A 17,429-nucleotide genomic window follows, 5' to 3' on the forward strand; every position below is an offset into this window, starting at 1 on the left:
CTTGCGCGCTCACGGCAGGGGGATGTCGCCGACCTTCCTTGGCACGTCATAGCCCCGCTGCACGGCAGGGCGGTCCGCAAGGCGCAAGTACCAGTCACGCACGTTCGGGAACGCGTTCAGGTCGATCTCCTGCCATTCAAAGCGCGACACCCAGGGCCAGATCGCCATGTCGGCAATGGAATACTCATCAGCGACGAAATCGCGCCCCGTCAGTCGATCGTTCAGCACACGGTAAAGCCGCGCCGCCTCGCTGCCGAAGCGTTTCTCGGCATAGTCCGACGTGCCCTTGTTGAAGCGCAGGAAATGATGCGCCTGCCCAAGCATCGGGCCAAAGCCGCCCATTTGCCACATCAGCCACTCCATCGCCCGCCAATAGCCGTCGCCTTCGGGCAGGAACCGCCCCTCGCGCTGCGCCAGCCAGACCAGGATCGCGCCTGATTCCATCAGCGTCAGGCCGCTGGCCTCGTCGCGGATCGCGGGGATCTTGTTGTTGGGCGAGATGGCAAGGAATTCGGGCGTGAACTGCTCGTCCTTGGTGATGTCCACGGCAAGGGCCGTGTAGTCGATCCCAAGCTCTTCGAGCAGGATCGAGACCTTGCGCCCGTTCGGCGTGGTCCAGGTATAGAGGTCGATCATCGTCGCGGTCCTTGTGCGGGGTGCGGATGCCGTCAGGGTGCCGTCATGGAGGGCGCTTTGCCACCCCCGATCATGCGCCGCCGGATCAAGACACGCGCGGGCCGCTCGAACAGGCGGTAGGTGGCGGCCGCGACGGTCATCGCCACCGCGAGGAAGATCGCAAGATGCAGGGCCGCGGGTACTTCGCCCAGACGCGCGACCAGCCGGGTGACGACCTCGTTGGTGAACCAGTGGGTCAGGTACAGTGCATAGCTGATCTCGCCCAGCCAGACCGCGAGCCTAGCCAGCATTGCAGGACACCGCGCGCGGAAGGCGGCCATAACGACGATCGCCGAAAGGGCGCTCAGCCCCAAGTACGCCAGGGGTGCACGGTAGATGTCGCGCCCGTCGACGATCGAGAAAGCGAGCACGAAAACTAGCGCCGCCAGCGCTGCCCAGAACATGCGTGGATCGTCGGCGGGGCCGATACGCCAAGCCCAGAGCCCAAATGCAAAGAATGGCGCGAAGGTGAGAGGCGTGGCGTAGAAGTACCAGTGATCCGGCTGCCCCAGTGGCGCGATCACCCACATCAGAAGCTGCTGGAACAGGATGGCCGCCAGTGTCGCCGCCGCAAGCTGGGCGCTGCTGATCCGCGCCATGGCCAGGGCGACCAGCGGAAAGACGACGTAGAACATCGCCTCGATCCCCAGCGACCACGCGCCGACGGCGTTCGACAGATAACCGGGCAGATGGAACCCGAAGGCCGCAGTTCCGGTCAGGATCGCCTGCGGCAGGGCGCTGTCCATCGGCTGCCCCCGCACGGCCGCACGCAGGAACATGGCAAGCGCAACCAGCATGAGAAGTGGCAGGATGCGGGCGATCCGCTTGGCGAAGAAGTCATAAAGGCCCTCGGCGTCGATGCTGTGATGAAACCGCTCGGCATGGCTGATCATCATCGCAAGCGCTGAAAGGATGAAGAAGATATAGACTCCGAAGGCGCCTGCGCTCTCGATTGTCAGTCCATAGTTCCAGGTGGCGAAGTGGTAGCACGCGACAGCAACCGCGCACAGGCCGCGGATCAGGTCGAGGGTGAGGTAGCGCCGCGTATCCATCCAGAGACCCACTTGCCGATGTCATGCGCGGATAGCGCACTTCCTGACGTTGGGGAAGTCTCTGACATTCGCAAGCTCACAACGACGGCAGCCACAGGACCAGCGCAGGGACCGCCATCAGCAGCGCGACATGGAGGAGGTCGGCCAGCACGAACGGCGTCGTCCCGCGGAAGATCGTCGTCAGCGGGATATCCCGCGCCACGCCGCTCAGGACATAGACGTTCATCCCCACGGGCGGCGTAATCAGCGCGATCTCGGTCATCCGCACCACCAGCACGCCGAACAGCACCGCGTCGTAGCCCAGCCCCGTCACGAGCGGAAAGAACAGCGGCACGGTCAGGGTCATCATCGCCGAGGCGTCTAGGATCATGCCCAGCAGCAGGTAAAGCGCGAGGATGATCAGCAACACGGCGAGGGCAGGCAACTCGGCAGAACTGACCCAGCCGACAAGGTTCAGCGGAATCGTCGTCACCGTCACGAAGGCGTTGAACACCAGCGCGCCGAACAAGATGCCAAAGATCATGCCCGTGGTGCGCAGGGTGTCGTAGACGGCCTTGCGCAGGGCCGCGACGCTCAGCTTGCCCCGGATGCCAGAGATCACCAGCGCGCCGAATGCGCCCATCGCACCGGCCTCGGTCGGGGTGAACCAGCCCCAAAGGATGCCGCCCATTACGAAGACGAACAGGACGATCACGTCGCCAGTGCGCAGAAAGCCCTGCCAGCGCTCACGCCAGCCATATCGCGGACCTGCCGGGCCTGCCGCTGGCCGAATGCGGCAGAGGATGGCGATCACGGTCATGTAGAACAGCGCCAGCAGGATGCCGGGTATGATGCCCGCAGCGAACATGTCGCCGATAGAGGTCTCGGTCAGGATGCCGTAGATGATGAACATGCCCGACGGCGGGATCAGGCTGCCGATCGTCCCGCCTGCGGCCACCGATCCAGAGGCGAGCGACAGCGAATAGCCATGACGGCGCATTTCCGGCAGGGCGACAAGGCCCATCGTCGCGGTGGTGGCCAGCGACGAGGCGTTGACCGACGCAAAGCCGGCCGACGCGCCGACCGTGGCCATGGCCAGCCCGCCGCGCCGGTGCCCCAGCATCCGCGCCGCGAAGTCGAACAGGTCGTGCCCGATCCCCGAGGCGAACAGCACATGCGCCATGAACAGGAACAGCGGAACGGTCCCGATGGCATAGTTGGTCGCAAGATCGAACGCGATGACGCCAACCTTGATGACCGCCGCGTGAAAGCTGATGAGCAGTCCGAAACCAAGGATGCCGACCAGACCCATGGCAAAGCCGATGGGCATCCCGAAGGCGATGAAGACGAACATCGTGCCGATGCCGACCATGCCTGCCAGAACGGGTGTCATGTCCGGCGCTCCCGGCCCGCGATGAACTGAAGGCCGCGCAGAAGGCATATGGAAATCAGAAGCGTGATCGCCGCCACCATCAGCCAGCGGAACGGCGCGACGGGAATGTCCAGAAGCGGCGTCGTCTCGCCCTGACGGCCCCGGCGCAGCGCTTCTTCGATCCCGGCGTAGAGAACGAAGCCCCAGAAGACCGTTCCAGCCAGAAGCGTAAGCCCCTGCGCCGCGCCTGCAACGCGCGTGCGGAAGGTCTGGACCAGCAATTCGACCCGCGTATGTGCGTCGTCCCAGGCGGCGAAGGCCAGCGCGCAGGACACGGTCGGGATCAAGAGCAACTCGGCCAGCACATAAGTGCCGGGAAAGGCGATTCCGGCGGCGCGAAAGGCGACCGTCACCACCGTCAGCGCCATGAGCGCCACCAGCGACAGCACGCCCAGGGCGGCGGCCCCGCGCACGGCGGCGCGCAGAAGTGTTTCGACGGCTCGCATCGGGTTGCCTCCAGATGAAACCCGGCGGCGCGCCCTCCGCGCCGCCGGTCAGTCGTTACTCGGCGTAGGCCGCGCGGATCGCACCCAGCACTTCGGAGCCGGGCTTGCCCATCGCATCGAGGCCGTCCGCGACCTCCTGGATCGCAGGCGCGAAGGTCTCGGAGTATTCGGCCACGACCTCGGGCGCGACGGTGTTGAAGACGACGCCTTCTTCCTCGCCATAGGTGCGGCCCGCCATCTCGGCCACTTGCGCCAGTTCAAGCGTGCGCAGGCTCAGCCATTCCGCGTTGTCGTCGAACACCTGCTGGATGTCCTCGGGCAGGCTGTCCCAGACGCTGCTGTTCACGCCCCGCGACGGATAGGCCCCGCGCGAGTGCGGCAGTTCGGAGTAATACTTGACCACCTCGGCGAAGCTGAGCGATTTCAGCGCCTCGTAGGGGGCGATCACGCCGTCCACGACGCCCTTTTCCAGCGACGGATAGGTCTCGGTCATGGGCATCGTCACGCCTTCGGCGCCGAAGGCCGCCAGCGGGCCGATAAAGTCGACTGCCGAGCGGATGCGCAGGCCCTGAAGGTCGTCCAGCGTCTCGACGGGCTTGTCGCGCAGCAAGAGGTGCATCGGCGTGCCGACGTTGTAGCCGACGACGTGCACGCCCTGCAGTTCCTCGGCGAAGACCGGATAGGTCTCGACAAGGTCCATGTAGACCTGAAGCACCTTCTCGGGGTCGGTGTAGCCATAGAACATGCCCGGCACGAGGCGGTTCATGTCATAGCCCGAGCGTGCATAGATCGGCGCGATATAGCCGACGTCCGCGACGCCTGCAGCCAACTCGTCCACGCCTTCGCGCGACGTGACAAGCGAACCGCCCCAGTAGGGCGTGATGTCCACGCGCCCGCCGGTCTGTTCCTCGATGCGGGCGATCCATTCGGCATCGGCGGCGCCGTAGGGATGCATCTCGGTATAGGGCGAGGCGTAGGTCAGGTTGAAGTCGGCGGCCCAGGCGGGCAGCGCGGCGAGGCAGAGTGTCACAAGTGCCGTTGTCCGAAGCATGGTTTGTCCTCCCTTGCGGATGTTTCAGGGTCGTGCCGGGGTTGATGGCCCGGTCTGGTGCGCCTGTGTTTGCACAAGCGCGTTTATTTGAGTTTGGGTCAGTCCAAGGCCGGTCAGGACCTCGGCGGTGTGGGTGCCGGGCAGGGCGGCGGGCGCGGGCGCCGTGAACGGCCCAAGCCGGACGGGCGGGCCCGCCTGCGTCAGTGCGCCGCCGGGGGCGTCGAGCGCGATCACCATGCCACGCTCGCGGAAATGCGGCTCTTGCAGGGCATCGGCCAGGGTGTTGACCGGGGCGAATTGCGTTCCCGCAGCCTCCAGATGCGCCAGCCAATGCGCGCGGGGCCTGGCGGCAAAGACCGCCTGAAGCCCGTCGCGGATCTCGCGGCGGCGCGCCGGGTCCATCTGCCAGGTGGCATACTCGGGGCGGCCCATCGCGGTGCAGAAGGCGGCCCAATAGCGCGGCTCCATATCGGTCGTCACCAGCCATTCGCCGTCGGCACAGCGCCACAGACCCATATCGGCCCGCCGGGTGCCGCGCGGCGGGATCTCGGCGTGGTCCTCGTAGCGCGCGATCAGGTTGGCGAGCAGCACCAGCGAGCAATCGGCCATCGCCACATCGACATGCTGTCCCCGGCCGGTGGCGCGGGCCTGCATGACCGCCGCCAGCGTGGCAAAGGCCGCATGGGCGCCGGTGGCCACGTCGGCGGCGGCAAAGCCGGGCAGGCCGGGTGCGTCCGGGTCTTCGCCGGTGCGGCTGAGGACACCGGCCAGCGCCAGCGCCACCGGGTCATGTCCGGGCTTGTCGCGCAACGGGCCGGTCTGGCCGCACAGCGTAAGGGAGGTATAGACAAGGGCGGGGTTGCCTTTGGACAGGGCGGCATGGCCAAGGTTCAGGCCGTCCAGCACCCCCGGCCTGTAGTCCTCAATCACCACGTCCACCGTTGCTGCCAGATCGCGCAAGACACCTTGCGCCGACGCCTCGCCAAGATCGAGGCAGATCGATTTCTTCCCGCGCGCCAGCATGTCGCGTGCCCGTTGCCGCGCACGGCCCGCATCGTCCAGCTTGTCCCAGCCAAAGACCTTTGCCTGCTTGGCCAGTTCGCGCGGATGCTCGACGCGGATCACTTCTGCGCCCTGATCGGCCAGAAGCCAGGTGCAATACGGCCCCGGCAGCAGCCGCGAGAAATCGAGGACACGCAGACCGCTGAGCGCGCTCATGATCCGCGCCTCTTATGCACCGCGAACAGCGGCCCCGGCACGCCGTCCGCGTCGAAGACCCCGCGCGCCTTCATCTGCGGTGTATCCCGCACTTCGGACAGGCGGATCACCGGCGACAGGCCCCAGCCGTGGTCCAGCGACCAGTCGGCCAGCGTCTTGCGGTCATGTTGCACGAAGAACGCCGCAACGACGCCTTGCCAGCGGTCGATGATGTCCTGATCGGTGTCGGCGACAAGGATCGCGTCCCAGTCGATCGCGGCCAGTTCGCCCGCAGCGCCTTCGGCCTGCATCACCCGCACCAGCGCCCGCATCATGCCGGGATTGTCGATCATCGACCACGTCACATAGCCGTCCGCGCAAGGCCAGATCTGCCGCACACCCGATTTGCCGCGCACCAGCATGTTGCCGCGCCGCGTGCCGATCCGGCCCGTGTGTTCATACATCACCGCCTCGCGGTAATTGGCAAGCGCCGCCGATTGCAGCGCCGACAGCGCGATGCGCTGGCCCCTGCCGGTCAGCCGCCGCGCCCTCAGCCCCATCAGCGCCGCCGTCGCCGCCTGTATGCCGGTCAGCGCATAAGCCTGTTCGCCCGGCAGCCGCAGCGGGGGCCGGTCGGGCGTGCCGGTGACGTGCATCAGCCCGGACTGCGCCATCAGCGTGAGGTCGGTCATGGGGCGATGCGCGCCCGGAAACGCGGTCGCGATTACGTGGATCAGCCTTTCGTGCCGCGCAGCCACAGCATCGACACCGGCGCGCGGATCGCTCCGGCGGTCGTCGAGCAGGATGTCGGCACCGTCCAGAAGCTCGACCAGTGGCGCGTCCGAACGGATCATGCCCTTGTGCCACGCTTTGGCGCGCGCTTCGGTCACGGGCGCGGCGCTGGCAAGGATCACCTCGGCCCCAAGCCGTGCCAGCATGCTGCCGCCGAAATCGACAAGGTGATCGGCAAGGACCACGGCCTTGATGCCGGTAAGCAGCGTCATGCCAGCGCCCCTGCCGCCATCAGTGTTGCAACCTCGGCCTCGGTCAGCCCGATCTCGGCAAAGACCTGCGCATTGTCCGCGCCAAGGCACGGGGAGGCGCCGACATGGCACGGCGTGTCAGAAAACGCATAGGGCGGCGCGGGCATCTTCGCCGTGCCGATCATCGGATGATCGACCGCCACGAAATGCCCCGCCGCGTTCAGCGCCGGGTGTTCCGACAGCCCCTTGCCGTCAAGGACAGCCGCAGCCGGAATGCTCGCGGCCACCAGCGCCGCCTCAAGTGCCCCGATGTCCCAATCCGCCGTGTGATCCTCCAGCGGGCTGCCCACCACGGTCGCCAGCGCCGTGCGCTGCGCGTCGGTTTCGCAGGCGATGGCGATCCACTGGCCGTCCTTGCAGGGGAACACGCCGTGCGGGTGCATCTCGGGGTCGCCGTTGGCGGGCTTGTCGCCCGGCATCGCGGCGAACAGATCACCCGCGACATGCACCATCGCCTCGATCTGGCTGACATCCACGTGCACGCCGTGGCCGGTCTGGTCGCGGTGTTCCAGCGCCGACAGGATCGCCACCGTCAGCATCATCGGCGCGACGACATCGCCGTAGGCAAGCGGCGGCATATGCGGCTCCGATCCCGGCCAGCCGGTCATGTCGCAATGGCCCGACCACGCCGCAGCGGAATTGCCGTAGCCGCGAAACCCCGCCATCGGGCCGGTGCGCCCTGCGACAGATACGCTGGCAAGGATGATCCCGGGGCGGATGTCCTGCAATGTCTCCCAGCCCAGACCGATGCGATCCATGTAGCCGGGGCCGAAATTCTCGACCACCACATCAGCCCAGGCCACCAGCCGCTTGGCCACCTCGACCCCGCGCGGGTCCGACAGGTTGATCGTCACGCTTTTCTTCGACGTGTTGGTCTGCGCGAAGAACACCGACGCATCGTGGTTGCGCCGGTCGCCCCCTGCAAAGGGGGGCGACCGGCGTCCCAGATCGAGACGGCGGGAGGATTCCACCTTGACCACCTCGGCCCCGTTGTCCGCCAGATCCTTGGTGGACCGTGGCCCGGCGCCCACCCAAGAGAAATCCGCGACCTTCAATCCGTCCAGCGCGCCCATCATGCAGCCTCCCTCTGGTCCAGCGCGGCGCGCACCTGCGCCTCCATCGCGGCGCGGTCCCAGTCGCGCGGATCGACCATGTCGGACAGGATCTCGACCACCCGAACGCCCGCCGCCTTCAGCGCCTCGCGCGCGAAATACGACCCGTAGCCGGAAAACCGGTCATGCTCGGGCACCAGCATCACGGCGACGTCGATCCGCCAGCGCTGGGCTTCCTTGACCAGCCATTCGTTGACCCACGGCGGTTGGTGCAACTGTTCGTTCATCGCCGAGACCCTTGCGGCCAGCGCGCGCAGCGGATCGCCGTGATCGGCCCGGATGTAGCCGTCTGCGGCAAAGGGCAGATACATCGACCAGGCGAAAACCGCGCCGTGGCTGTCCTCGAAGGCTCGGTAGAACGACGTGTCGAACCACAGGCCCGCACCGATCCACATCATCCGCGTGCGCTCGCCCTCGCAGACTGCCTCGCCCGCTGCGATGCGGGCGTCGATCTCGTCGCGGAAGGCGCAGACATGCGACAGCGCCCAGTCCGACCCCCGGTGCCATTGCGGGATCATCACGTTCGGCATCTGCTCGGCGATGCCGATGGGGCATTTTTTGGCGTTCGCGATCTTGTCCGCGACCTCGTCCAGGATGCGTTCCTGTTCGTCGATGCGCGCCATGTAGGCGGCGAACCCGGCAAGGTCGAAATCGCGTCCGGTCAGGCGTTCGAGCGCTGCGATCAGCGGCTCCATCTCGGCGACCATCAGGTCGAGCCGGGCGCTGCCGTATAGGCCCTCCCAGTCCGTGCGCGCCTGCGCCCACCAGTCCGGCGCGGGATCAGGCACCGCCGGAGCAGACAGGATGTGCAGGTCGGCGCCGGTCAACTCGGCCCACCGCTGAAAGATGCGCGGATGCTCGTCCGAGCTGGCGCGCGCGCACAGGATCGCGGGCGCGGGCAACCCGCCCCAGGGCTGGCGGTCAAAATCCGCCTCCATCTGCGCGATCAGCGGCAAGCTGGAATAGCGCGGCAGGTGCGCGTGGAACCCCAGCGCCTCCATCCGGTCGAAGTAGTGCGGGGCCAGTTGCTTGGCGGCGATCACGGCGGACCACCACTGGTTCGTGACCATCGGCACGCCCATGAAATGAAACAGCTCGTGCGGGGTGTCGGCGTTGACGAAGGCGTAGGCGGTTCCGGCGGTGATCTGCGCGCGCAGACCCTTGAGCCAGTCGCGCTGATACGCAGTCGCGGCGGCGGCGCAGGTCATGCCAAAGCCTCCGCGATGCGGCCGCGCGCCCTGTCCTGCCATGCCGCATCCGGGCGGAATGGACGGAACCCGAGGTTCAGGAACCGCGCACCCCGCGCCTCGGTTGCGCGTTTGAGGATCGGCAGTTCCCAGCCGAACGAGTCGTCGTTGCTGTCCATGCTGGCGACGACGAGCTCGGCGGTCTCGGTGCCGCTTTGCAATGCGCGGGTGAAACGGTCTGGCGGCGCGGCACGGACGGCAAGGGGATCCTTCGCGAGGCTCTGCAAGAGGTCGGCGGCATTTTCGGCGATTGGGCGAGGGCGGCCATAGTCCTGAAGATCGGCGCAAACCTGGCCGAACCCGGAGCAGAGATCGTGCATCACGGGAACGTCACAGGCGCTGCCGACCAGCGCGATGTGTGGACCGTCCGTCTGCGCCACTGGGCCGAGGGCGGCTGTGTGGTCCTCTGACGTCATCCAGCGCCCGGCATTGCGTGCCACGAACGCCTCGGCCCCGCCGGAGGGCAGGGACGCGACGGCCTTTGCGCGGCGGGTTTCACCAGCGACGGCGGCGGACAGCTTGTCCGGGTCGGGCACCGAGCCAAGCGTTTCGGCCAGATGGTCGCTCAGCCGCGCAAGCTCTGTCCTGTTGAAGGCCAGTGCCGGGGGGCTGTCGCTGTGCAGCATGTTCCACAGGTAAAGGCGGGGCCCCGTGGCAGGCAGCCGGCCGGAGCGGCGCAGTTCCAGCGCATACTGGTAGGACGCCAGACCGGCCACGTCATCGCGCGCAAAGATCAGCGTGGCGTAGCTGTCGAAGGCCCCGGCGGCAAAGCGGTGCAGGAAGCGCGCGGCGAAAGCGTCGAGGAACGGCTCGGTCACGGCGGCGACGACTGCAGAGTGCGGGCCATCGGCTGCATCGCTCAGGGGCGGCGCCTTGATGTCCAAGGCCAGCCCGCCCATCGCCGCGATCAGGGGCAGCGGAACGCCCTCGCCGAACACGCCGACACGCGCGGCGCCAGCGGCGCGCGCACCGTCCGCGCGGGTCCTGAAGGCGTGCTCCAACGTGGCATGAACCGGCACTGCGCCCTCCCTTGCGACTATGCCTTAAGACTGGGTCTTAAAACTGGTTCATCTTGGAAACTGTTTTGCGAGTCTGTCAACAGCAAAGTTTGACAAGCCCGGGTCTGCGGCATAGCGAAGAACGACCCAAGCGGAGCCTCAGGACGATGGACAAGCCACCCGAGCCTCAAGACGCCCCGATCCTGGGGCATCTGGCAGAAGACTTGTCCTTCGTGACACGGATCCTGCGATCCGAGATCCTTGAGCGCAACGCGTCTTTCTTTGCCACGCACGAGGTTGCGGGCGGCGAGGTTGCGGTGCTCAACCTCATCGGGCTCAACCCCGGCTTGACCCAGAAGGACCTTGCCAAGGTGGTGGTGCTGCGCAAGTCCGCCCTGACCAAGCTGGTCAACGAGATGGAGCGCACAGGCCTGATCGAGCGGCGCAAAGAAGGCGCGGACAAGCGGTTGAATGCGCTGTATCTGACCACCGAGGGGGCGGCGCGCCTGGCGCGGATGCGCCCCGACATGGCCCGTTTGCAAGAGGATCTTCTGGCGCCGCTGACCTCTGCCGAACGGGCGATGCTGTTCGAGCTGTTGTGGCGCCTGATCGATAATTCGGGCGCGTCCGACCGGATTTGAGGCTTGCGAGGTTCTTGACAGAACCGCACATTCCGTTTCTTTTGGAAACCAGTTTGACCTGATGTTGGCGGCAACGCGGCTCGGTCGCAGGGAAAGGATCGCGCCATGGCCAAGCCGCTTGACGGGATACGCATCGCGGATTTTAGCCATGTGATCGCGGGTCCGCTTGCTACGCAGTTCCTCAATCTTCTGGGGGCCGAGGTCATCAAGGTCGAGCCGCCCGCCGGGGATCCGATGCGCTACTACACCCGTGATCCGGGTCGGCGCGGTATGGCAGAGCCGTTTGTCGGGGCGAACGCGGGCAAGAAATCCGTCGTGCTCGACCTCAAGACCGACACGGGCCGCGCCGCCGCCCGCGACCTGGTGGCGACGGCGGACGTGGTCGTCGAGAATTTCCGCCCCGGGGTCGCGGACCGGCTGGGGCTTGGCCCCGCGACGCTGTCGGCGGCGCATCCCTCGCTGATCTGCTGCTCGGTCTCGGGGTTCGGGCAGGATGGCCCGTTGCGCGATTTCCCCGCCATCGACCAGGTCATCCAGAGCGTTTCGGGCCTTATGCTGTTGTCGGGGCACGAGGGCGAGGCGGCGGAACGCATCGGCTTTCCGGTCGTGGACACGTATTCGGCGCTGCTGTCGGCCTTTGCGATCCTGTCTGCGGTGCTGCAGCGCGAACGTGATCCGGCGCGGCGAGGGCAGGTGATCGACGTCTCGATGCTGGACGCGACCATGGTGATGATGAGCTCGGTCGTGGTGCCGATGCTCCTGTCCGGGCAAGAGCCTGTGCGCGCGGGAAATCGCGGTTTCTCCGGCGCGCCCACCGCCGACACGTTTCCGACCGCCGACGGCGAGATCACCATCGGCGCGGTGCAGCAGGTCCAGGTGGCGCGCCTGTTCCGCACGCTTGGCTGTGCCGAGTTGCTGGAGGATGCGCGCTTTGCGACGCCCGACGCGCGCCTGAGCCATGACGCAGCGCTGCGTCCCCTGCTGGTCGAGCGCTTTGCCGACCGGACGGCCGCGGAATGGGAGGCCGACCTGGCGGCGGCGGGCGTGCCCGCAGGCAAGGTGCGCCCGCTGAACGAGGCGATCGAGATGGAACAGTTGCAAGGCCGTGACCTGTTCCAAGACCTGCCGGACGGATCGCGCGTCCTGAACGCCGGTTTCCGCTTTGGCCGGGACGGGCCGGGCGTGGCAAGCCTCGCGCCTGAACTGGGGGCCGACACCGAGGCGGTTCTGGCCAGCCTGCGCGGGCGAGTGGACGCGGGCTGATACGGACGGCCGCGCGCGGCCACATCGAAATTTGCTATCTCAGGGGGATAGACACGATCGCCTGACGACCAGGGCAAGCACCCCTTGGCCGGGGGCTATCGCCATGAAATCCGGAAATTATTGCGGTTTCACAGCTCACCTGCGCTCGCGCGGGCAAGCGGTGGCGGAGAGACAGGGATTCGAACCCTGGGACCCCGTGAAGGGTCAACGGTTTTCGAGACCGCCCCGTTCGACCACTCCGGCACCTCTCCGCTGAAGGGTCTGTAGGCGGGCCGTCTAAGGCATCGGGATTCCGGGTGCAACAGGGATTTTGCGGTGCATCCTTTCCGGCTGCAATCGAGGCTCAGGCTTGGAAACCGGGGCAGGGCGGCGTATCTGAAGACAAACGGTCAAAGGTCGTCCCATGCTGCGCAAAACCCTGTCTGCCCTTGTCTTGTCGCCGCTCCTGGCGTTCGGTCTGCCTGCGCAAGCGCAGGACAGCGATGTCGACCGGCTGTATGACCTTTTGGGTTTTCCGGAACTGTTGCCGATCATGGTCGAAGAAGGCAGATCCTACGGCGACCAGATCCGGGACGATCTGTTTCCGGGGCGCGGCGGCGCGGTCTGGCAGGCAGAGGTCGACCGGATCTACGACAGCGGCCGCATGGGCGAGACGGTGCGCGCAGAGTTCGCAGCCGCGCTGGACGGGACCGACATCGGCCCAATGATCGACTTCTTCGGATCGCCCCGCGGCGAAAGGATCGTCGCGCTGGAATTGTCCGCGCGCGAGGCGATGCTGGACGACAGCGTGGAAGAGGCGGCGCTTGAGGCCTTCGCGCGGCTCGCAAATGAAGACCCCGGGCGTGTCGCCTTGCTGCGCGAGTATGCCGAGGTGAACGGGCTTGTCGAAAGCAACGTCGTCGGCACGCTCAATTCCAATTTCGCCTTCTACAAGGGCCTCGGTGCGGGCGGCGCGTTCCCGGGCGGAATGACCGACAGCGAGATCGCGGGCGACGTCTGGGCGCAGGAAGCCGCCATCCGAGAGTCGACCGTGGATTGGGTCTATTCCTACACCGCGCTGGCCTACGGGCCACTCGACGATGACGATCTGGCCGCCTATGTCGCCTTTTCGCGCAGCGAGGCGGGGCAGGAGATTACCCGCGCCATTTTTGCGGCGTTCGATGTGCTGTTCGTCGACATCTCTCGCGATCTCGGGCTTGCGGCGGCGCAGCTTGTCGGCGGGCAGGAGCTTTGACCGGCCCTTGACAGGCGGGCCATTCGCCGCGATACAGCGGCCTCTCTCCGGTGGCGCAAGCTGCCGGTGATTCATTTCAAAGTCGCCCCCAGACGGGCGCGCTGTCCGAGGTGGTCCCAGCAGGGGCCGGAACGCCGGGAACTCCGGGGCCGAACGACGCGGTAGAAAAAAGGAAGACGCGCATGTTCGCGGTCATGAAGACTGGCGGCAAGCAGTACAAGGTTCAGAGCGGGGACATCCTCCGCGTCGAGAAACTTGCAGCTGACGCCGGCGAGAAAATCCAGTTCAACGAGATTCTGATGGTCGGCGACCAGATCGGCGCCCCGCTGATCGACGGTGCGGCCGTGCAGGCCGAGGTGATCGACCAGATCAAGGCCGACAAGGTCATCCACTACGTCAAGCGCCGCCGGAAGCATTCGTCGCAGCGCACCAAGGGCCACCGCCAGAAGCTGACGCTTGTGCGCGTCACCGACATCCTCGCCTCTGGCGCGGATGCGACTGGCGTGAAGGCAGCAATCGGCGCCGGGTCCGTATCGGGTGCCGCGATCACCGCGGCTGCCCCCAAGGCGGCGAAGGCTGAAAAGCCCGCCAAGGCCGCAGCTCCGGCAAAGGCGGCCAAGCCTGCCGCTGCCGCCGCTGCAGGCGCGGACGACCTGAAAGAGCTGTCGGGCGTTGGCCCCGCGCTCGAGAAGAAGCTGCACGAGGCTGGCGTAACCAGCTTCGCACAGATCGCTGCCTGGACCGATGCCGACATCGCCGAGATGGACGAGAAGCTGAGCTTCAAGGGCCGGATCGAGCGTGAAGGCTGGGTCGACCAGGCCAAAGCGAAGACCGCAGAGTAAGGAGAGACACCGATGGCACACAAAAAAGCAGGCGGTTCATCCCGGAACGGGCGCGACTCTGCCGGTCGTCGCCTTGGCGTGAAGCTCTTTGGCGGCCAGTCCGCGATCCCGGGCAACATCATCGTGCGCCAGCGCGGCACCAAGTGGTGGCCGGGCGAGGGCGTCGGCATCGGCAAGGATCACACGATCTTTGCCAAGGTCGAAGGTCATGTGACGTTCCGCAAGGGCCTCAAGGGCCGCACCTTCATTTCGGTGCTCCCGGCGGCGGAGGCCGCAGAGTAAGCCGACACCTCTGGCTGAATGATTTTCGGGGGATCGGCGCAACGCCGGTCCCCTGTTGCGTTTCGGGGGGCCTTTTCCGGGGAACCTGACAGGCCATGCGAAACCTTTACGATCATCTGCCCAGTTTGGGCGCGGGGCGAGCCCCGCAAGCGTTTGGGAGGAGAGCGCCGATGCTGACCGAGCCGACTGTCGAGCAAATGACGATCGAGGCCGCGCGCTTTGATCTGCGTCCCGTGCGGGCGTCGGACAGGGGTCTTCTGGACCTCTATGCCAGCGACCGCCGCGTGGCCGAGATGACCCGCTCGATCCCGCATCCGCTGCCGCCCGGCTCGTCCGAGGCGTTCCTGCGCCGCGCCCATGCGCCCGACCGGGACGAGGACGTGTGGGCGATGGACGGCACCAAGTCGAACCTGTCCGAGCTTCTGGGCCTGATCGCGCTGGAACGGATGGACCGCGACCAGTGCGAGGTCGGCTATTGGGTCGCGCCCGCGTTCTGGAACACTCATATCGCGTCCGAGGCGGTCGAGGCGATCATCGCCGCCAACCCGCTGGGCGCCAAGACCATGTTCGCCAGCGTGTTTCAGGACAACGCTGTGTCGGCGCGCGTGCTGACGAACGCGGGCTTTGAATACATCGGTGACGCCGAAGCCTTCTCGGTCGCGAGAAACGCCAAGGTCGCCACCTGGACCTATATTCGCAAGCTGTAGGGTTTCGCGGCGGGGCTTGAGAGCCTCCTGCGCCTCGGCTATCCGACGACAGAAAGCTGAAGGCGCACGCCATGAAATTCCTCGATCTCACCAAGGTCTATATCCGTTCGGGCAGCGGCGGCGGCGGCTGTTCCAGCTTTCGCCGCGAGAAGTTCGTCGAATACGGCGGTCCTGATGGCGGTGACGGCGGGCGCGGCGGTGACGTCTGGGCCGAGGCGGTGGACGGTCTGAACACCCTCATCGACTTTCGCTACCAGCAGCACTTCTTTGCGAAGAACGGCACGCCCGGCATGGGCCGCCAGCGCACCGGCGCGGACGGTGACGACATCATCCTGCGCGTGCCTGTCGGGACCGAGATCCTGGACGAGGACGAGGAAACGGTCATTGCCGACCTGACCACCATCGGCGAGCGCGTGCTTCTGGCCAAGGGCGGCAATGGCGGCTGGGGCAACCTGCGCTTCAAGACCTCGACCAACCAGGCGCCGAACCGCGCCAATCCGGGTCAGGAGGGCATCGAGCGCACGATCTGGCTGCGGCTCAAGCTGATCGCCGATGCGGGGCTTCTGGGCCTGCCGAACGCAGGCAAATCGACGTTCCTTGCCGCCACATCGAACGCGCGGCCCAAGATCGCAGACTATCCCTTTACCACGCTGCACCCGAACCTTGGCGTCGTCGGCGTGGACGAGGTCGAATTCGTCATCGCCGACATTCCGGGCCTGATCGAGGGCGCACACGAGGGGCGGGGCCTTGGCGTTCTGTTCCTTGGTCATGTCGAACGCTGCTCGGTGCTTCTGCATCTTGTCGACGGCACCGCCGACGACCCGATGGAGGACTGGCGCACCATCATCGGCGAGCTTGAGGCCTACGGCGGCGCGCTGGCCGACAAGCCGCGCGTCACCGTCCTGAACAAGATCGACGCGCTCGATGACGAGGAACGCGCCTTCCTGCGCGACGAGATGGAGGCCGTGACAGGCGGCGAGGTCATGCTGATGTCCGGCGTCACCCGCGAGGGCGTGACCGAGGTTCTGCGAGCGCTGCGGGCCCGCATCGACGCTGACCGTCTGCGCCACCGGACAGCCGAGGACGAGGCCGAGGAGGACGCGCCTTGGCGTCCCTGACGGGTGCGCGGCGGCTGGTCGTCAAGATCGGCTCTGCGCTGCTGGTGGACCGCGACTCTGGCGCGCTGCGCGACGGCTGGCTGCGTTCGCTGGCCGAGGACGTGGCGCGCATCAAGGCGCGCGGCACCGACGTGATCCTTGTCTCGTCCGGGTCCATCGCGCTGGGACGCGGCGTGCTGGGCTGGCCCGCCGGGACACTGGCGCTGGAACAGTCGCAGGCCGCCGCTGCCGTCGGCCAGATCCGCCTTGCGCAAGCCTACCAGGAGGTGCTCGCCCCTCACGGCATCACCGCCGCGCAGGTGCTGGTCACGCTCGAGGACAGCGCCGACCGCCGCCGGTACCTGAACCAGCGCGCCACGATGGAGACGCTGATGGGCGCGGGCGCTGTGCCCATCGTGAACGAGAACGACACCGTCGCCACCGACGAGATCCGCTATGGCGACAACGACCGGCTTGCCGCGCAGATCGCCGTGACCGTGGGTGCCGACACGCTGGTCCTGCTGTCGGACGTCGACGGCTTCTATTCCGGCAACCCGCGTGAGGATGCTTCTGCCACCCGCTTCGACGTGGTCGAGCGGATCACGCCCGAGATCGAGAAGATGGCGGGCGACGTGGGGTCCGGCCTGTCCAAGGGCGGCATGAAGACCAAGCTGATGGCGGCCAGAACCGCCATCGGCGCGGGCTGCGCCATGGCGATCACCGAAGGGTCCGTGCTGCATCCTCTTCTGGCGCTGGAGAACGGCGCCGCCGCGACGTGGTTCCTGGCCGAGGGGGACCCGCAGGCCGCCCGCAAGCGTTGGATCGCCGCGATGAAGCCCAAGGGCGAGGTCAGCATCGATGCGGGCGCTGCCCGTGCGCTGTCGGACGGCAAGTCGCTGCTGCCTGCGGGTGTCACCGGGGTGACAGGGCGCTTCGGGCGCGGCGATCCGGTGGCCATTCGCGGCCCCGAGGGGGTGCTGGCCACCGGCCTGTCGCGCTATACCTCGGACGAGGCGCGCGCGATCAAGGGGCACCGCAGCGCCGAGATCGAGGCGCTTCTGGGCTATCCGGGGCGGGCCGCGCTGGTCCACCGCGACGATCTGGTGATGTGAAGGAGACGGCGATGAAGGA

The 17,429-nt window shown here is 66.9% G+C and carries 18 protein-coding genes and 1 tRNA gene; 8 read left to right on the top strand and 11 right to left on the bottom strand.

Annotated elements, in window-relative coordinates; all coding sequences use genetic code 11:
- Positions 1–9: 9 nt before the first annotated feature.
- From KTJ87_RS06030 to KTJ87_RS06075, 10 genes are all read right to left on the bottom strand, one after another.
- Complete coding sequence (locus KTJ87_RS06030) at positions 10–636, bottom strand: glutathione S-transferase family protein (protein ID WP_267138199.1); 627 nt, start codon at positions 634–636, stop codon at positions 10–12.
- A 32-nt stretch (positions 637–668) separates the two neighbouring features.
- Positions 669–1,727, bottom strand: coding sequence for an acyltransferase family protein (locus tag KTJ87_RS06035; protein ID WP_267138200.1), 1,059 nt, complete (start codon positions 1,725–1,727; stop codon positions 669–671).
- 76 nt (positions 1,728–1,803) lie between these two features.
- The gene (locus KTJ87_RS06040; RefSeq protein WP_267138201.1) at positions 1,804–3,099 is read right to left on the bottom strand and encodes a TRAP transporter large permease; all 1,296 of its coding nucleotides are present in this window, start codon (positions 3,097–3,099) and stop codon (positions 1,804–1,806) included.
- Positions 3,096–3,584, bottom strand: a complete 489-nt coding sequence (locus tag KTJ87_RS06045; RefSeq protein ID WP_267138202.1) for a TRAP transporter small permease — start codon at positions 3,582–3,584, stop codon at positions 3,096–3,098. The genes KTJ87_RS06040 and KTJ87_RS06045 overlap by 4 nt, the downstream gene beginning before the upstream one ends.
- A gap of 55 nt (positions 3,585–3,639) precedes the next feature.
- Positions 3,640–4,635, bottom strand: coding sequence for a TRAP transporter substrate-binding protein (locus KTJ87_RS06050; RefSeq protein WP_267138203.1), 996 nt, complete (start codon positions 4,633–4,635; stop codon positions 3,640–3,642).
- A gap of 24 nt (positions 4,636–4,659) precedes the next feature.
- Positions 4,660–5,853 (bottom strand): CaiB/BaiF CoA transferase family protein, encoded by a 1,194-nt coding sequence (locus KTJ87_RS06055; RefSeq protein ID WP_267138204.1) that lies wholly within the window; start codon positions 5,851–5,853, stop codon positions 4,660–4,662.
- A complete protein-coding gene (locus tag KTJ87_RS06060) occupies positions 5,850–6,836 on the bottom strand; it encodes a CoA transferase (protein ID WP_267138205.1) in 987 nt (328 codons plus the stop codon). The genes KTJ87_RS06055 and KTJ87_RS06060 overlap by 4 nt, the downstream gene beginning before the upstream one ends.
- Positions 6,833–7,951: a CaiB/BaiF CoA transferase family protein gene (locus KTJ87_RS06065; protein WP_267138206.1), complete on the bottom strand. Its 1,119-nt coding sequence runs from the start codon at positions 7,949–7,951 to the stop codon at positions 6,833–6,835. Before KTJ87_RS06065 ends, KTJ87_RS06060 begins: the two co-directional genes overlap by 4 nt.
- On the bottom strand, positions 7,948–9,195 hold the full coding sequence (locus KTJ87_RS06070; protein WP_267138207.1) for a 2-hydroxyacyl-CoA dehydratase family protein: 1,248 nt from the start codon (positions 9,193–9,195) through the stop codon (positions 7,948–7,950). Before KTJ87_RS06070 ends, KTJ87_RS06065 begins: the two co-directional genes overlap by 4 nt.
- Positions 9,192–10,253 (bottom strand): hypothetical protein, encoded by a 1,062-nt coding sequence (locus KTJ87_RS06075; protein ID WP_267138208.1) that lies wholly within the window; start codon positions 10,251–10,253, stop codon positions 9,192–9,194. Before KTJ87_RS06075 ends, KTJ87_RS06070 begins: the two co-directional genes overlap by 4 nt.
- A gap of 146 nt (positions 10,254–10,399) precedes the next feature.
- On the opposite strand from KTJ87_RS06075, the gene KTJ87_RS06080 reads away from it, so the two are divergent.
- Together KTJ87_RS06080 and KTJ87_RS06085 are read left to right on the top strand one after the other, a co-directional pair.
- On the top strand, positions 10,400–10,873 hold the full coding sequence (locus KTJ87_RS06080) for a MarR family winged helix-turn-helix transcriptional regulator (protein WP_267138209.1): 474 nt from the start codon (positions 10,400–10,402) through the stop codon (positions 10,871–10,873).
- 105 nt (positions 10,874–10,978) lie between these two features.
- Positions 10,979–12,136 (top strand): CaiB/BaiF CoA transferase family protein, encoded by a 1,158-nt coding sequence (locus tag KTJ87_RS06085; RefSeq protein ID WP_267138210.1) that lies wholly within the window; start codon positions 10,979–10,981, stop codon positions 12,134–12,136.
- A 161-nt stretch (positions 12,137–12,297) separates the two neighbouring features.
- Here the strand turns inward: KTJ87_RS06085 and KTJ87_RS06090 are convergent.
- Positions 12,298–12,387, bottom strand: a tRNA-Ser gene (locus KTJ87_RS06090).
- A gap of 152 nt (positions 12,388–12,539) precedes the next feature.
- Here KTJ87_RS06090 and KTJ87_RS06095 point away from each other — a divergent pair.
- The 6 genes from KTJ87_RS06095 (at position 12,540) to proB (ending at position 17,410) form a co-directional block, all read left to right on the top strand.
- Positions 12,540–13,370 (top strand): DUF2059 domain-containing protein, encoded by an 831-nt coding sequence (locus tag KTJ87_RS06095; protein WP_267138211.1) that lies wholly within the window; start codon positions 12,540–12,542, stop codon positions 13,368–13,370.
- A gap of 182 nt (positions 13,371–13,552) precedes the next feature.
- Positions 13,553–14,212 (top strand): 50S ribosomal protein L21, encoded by a 660-nt coding sequence (locus KTJ87_RS06100; RefSeq protein ID WP_267138212.1) that lies wholly within the window; start codon positions 13,553–13,555, stop codon positions 14,210–14,212.
- 12 nt (positions 14,213–14,224) lie between these two features.
- Positions 14,225–14,494: a 50S ribosomal protein L27 gene (rpmA, locus tag KTJ87_RS06105; RefSeq protein WP_267138213.1), complete on the top strand. Its 270-nt coding sequence runs from the start codon at positions 14,225–14,227 to the stop codon at positions 14,492–14,494.
- A gap of 170 nt (positions 14,495–14,664) precedes the next feature.
- Positions 14,665–15,201, top strand: a complete 537-nt coding sequence (locus KTJ87_RS06110; protein WP_267138214.1) for a GNAT family N-acetyltransferase — start codon at positions 14,665–14,667, stop codon at positions 15,199–15,201.
- A gap of 71 nt (positions 15,202–15,272) precedes the next feature.
- Entirely contained in the window at positions 15,273–16,319 is a 1,047-nt protein-coding gene (gene obgE / locus KTJ87_RS06115; RefSeq protein WP_267138215.1) for a GTPase ObgE, read from the top strand.
- Positions 16,307–17,410: a glutamate 5-kinase gene (gene proB, locus KTJ87_RS06120; protein WP_267138216.1), complete on the top strand. Its 1,104-nt coding sequence runs from the start codon at positions 16,307–16,309 to the stop codon at positions 17,408–17,410. Before obgE ends, proB begins: the two co-directional genes overlap by 13 nt.
- The last annotated feature ends 19 nt before the right edge of the window (positions 17,411–17,429 follow it).

The sequence above is a fragment of the Anianabacter salinae genome, from assembly GCF_019061145.1.
GTDB lineage: Bacteria > Pseudomonadota > Alphaproteobacteria > Rhodobacterales > Rhodobacteraceae > Anianibacter > Anianibacter salinarum.

Coding starts and splice junctions, on each gene's coding strand:
- KTJ87_RS06045 (WP_267138202.1), bottom strand. CDS start 3,584: ATGCGAGCCGTCGAAACACTTCTGCGCGCCGCCGTGCGCGGGGCCGCC.
- KTJ87_RS06100 (WP_267138212.1), top strand. CDS start 13,553: ATGTTCGCGGTCATGAAGACTGGCGGCAAGCAGTACAAGGTTCAGAGC.
- obgE (WP_267138215.1), top strand. CDS start 15,273: ATGAAATTCCTCGATCTCACCAAGGTCTATATCCGTTCGGGCAGCGGC.
- KTJ87_RS06055 (WP_267138204.1), bottom strand. CDS start 5,853: ATGAGCGCGCTCAGCGGTCTGCGTGTCCTCGATTTCTCGCGGCTGCTG.
- KTJ87_RS06070 (WP_267138207.1), bottom strand. CDS start 9,195: ATGACCTGCGCCGCCGCCGCGACTGCGTATCAGCGCGACTGGCTCAAG.
- KTJ87_RS06095 (WP_267138211.1), top strand. CDS start 12,540: ATGCTGCGCAAAACCCTGTCTGCCCTTGTCTTGTCGCCGCTCCTGGCG.
- KTJ87_RS06080 (WP_267138209.1), top strand. CDS start 10,400: ATGGACAAGCCACCCGAGCCTCAAGACGCCCCGATCCTGGGGCATCTG.
- KTJ87_RS06110 (WP_267138214.1), top strand. CDS start 14,665: ATGCTGACCGAGCCGACTGTCGAGCAAATGACGATCGAGGCCGCGCGC.
- KTJ87_RS06085 (WP_267138210.1), top strand. CDS start 10,979: ATGGCCAAGCCGCTTGACGGGATACGCATCGCGGATTTTAGCCATGTG.
- KTJ87_RS06040 (WP_267138201.1), bottom strand. CDS start 3,099: ATGACACCCGTTCTGGCAGGCATGGTCGGCATCGGCACGATGTTCGTC.
- rpmA (WP_267138213.1), top strand. CDS start 14,225: ATGGCACACAAAAAAGCAGGCGGTTCATCCCGGAACGGGCGCGACTCT.
- KTJ87_RS06065 (WP_267138206.1), bottom strand. CDS start 7,951: ATGATGGGCGCGCTGGACGGATTGAAGGTCGCGGATTTCTCTTGGGTG.
- KTJ87_RS06050 (WP_267138203.1), bottom strand. CDS start 4,635: ATGCTTCGGACAACGGCACTTGTGACACTCTGCCTCGCCGCGCTGCCC.
- KTJ87_RS06035 (WP_267138200.1), bottom strand. CDS start 1,727: ATGGATACGCGGCGCTACCTCACCCTCGACCTGATCCGCGGCCTGTGC.
- KTJ87_RS06060 (WP_267138205.1), bottom strand. CDS start 6,836: ATGACGCTGCTTACCGGCATCAAGGCCGTGGTCCTTGCCGATCACCTT.
- KTJ87_RS06030 (WP_267138199.1), bottom strand. CDS start 636: ATGATCGACCTCTATACCTGGACCACGCCGAACGGGCGCAAGGTCTCG.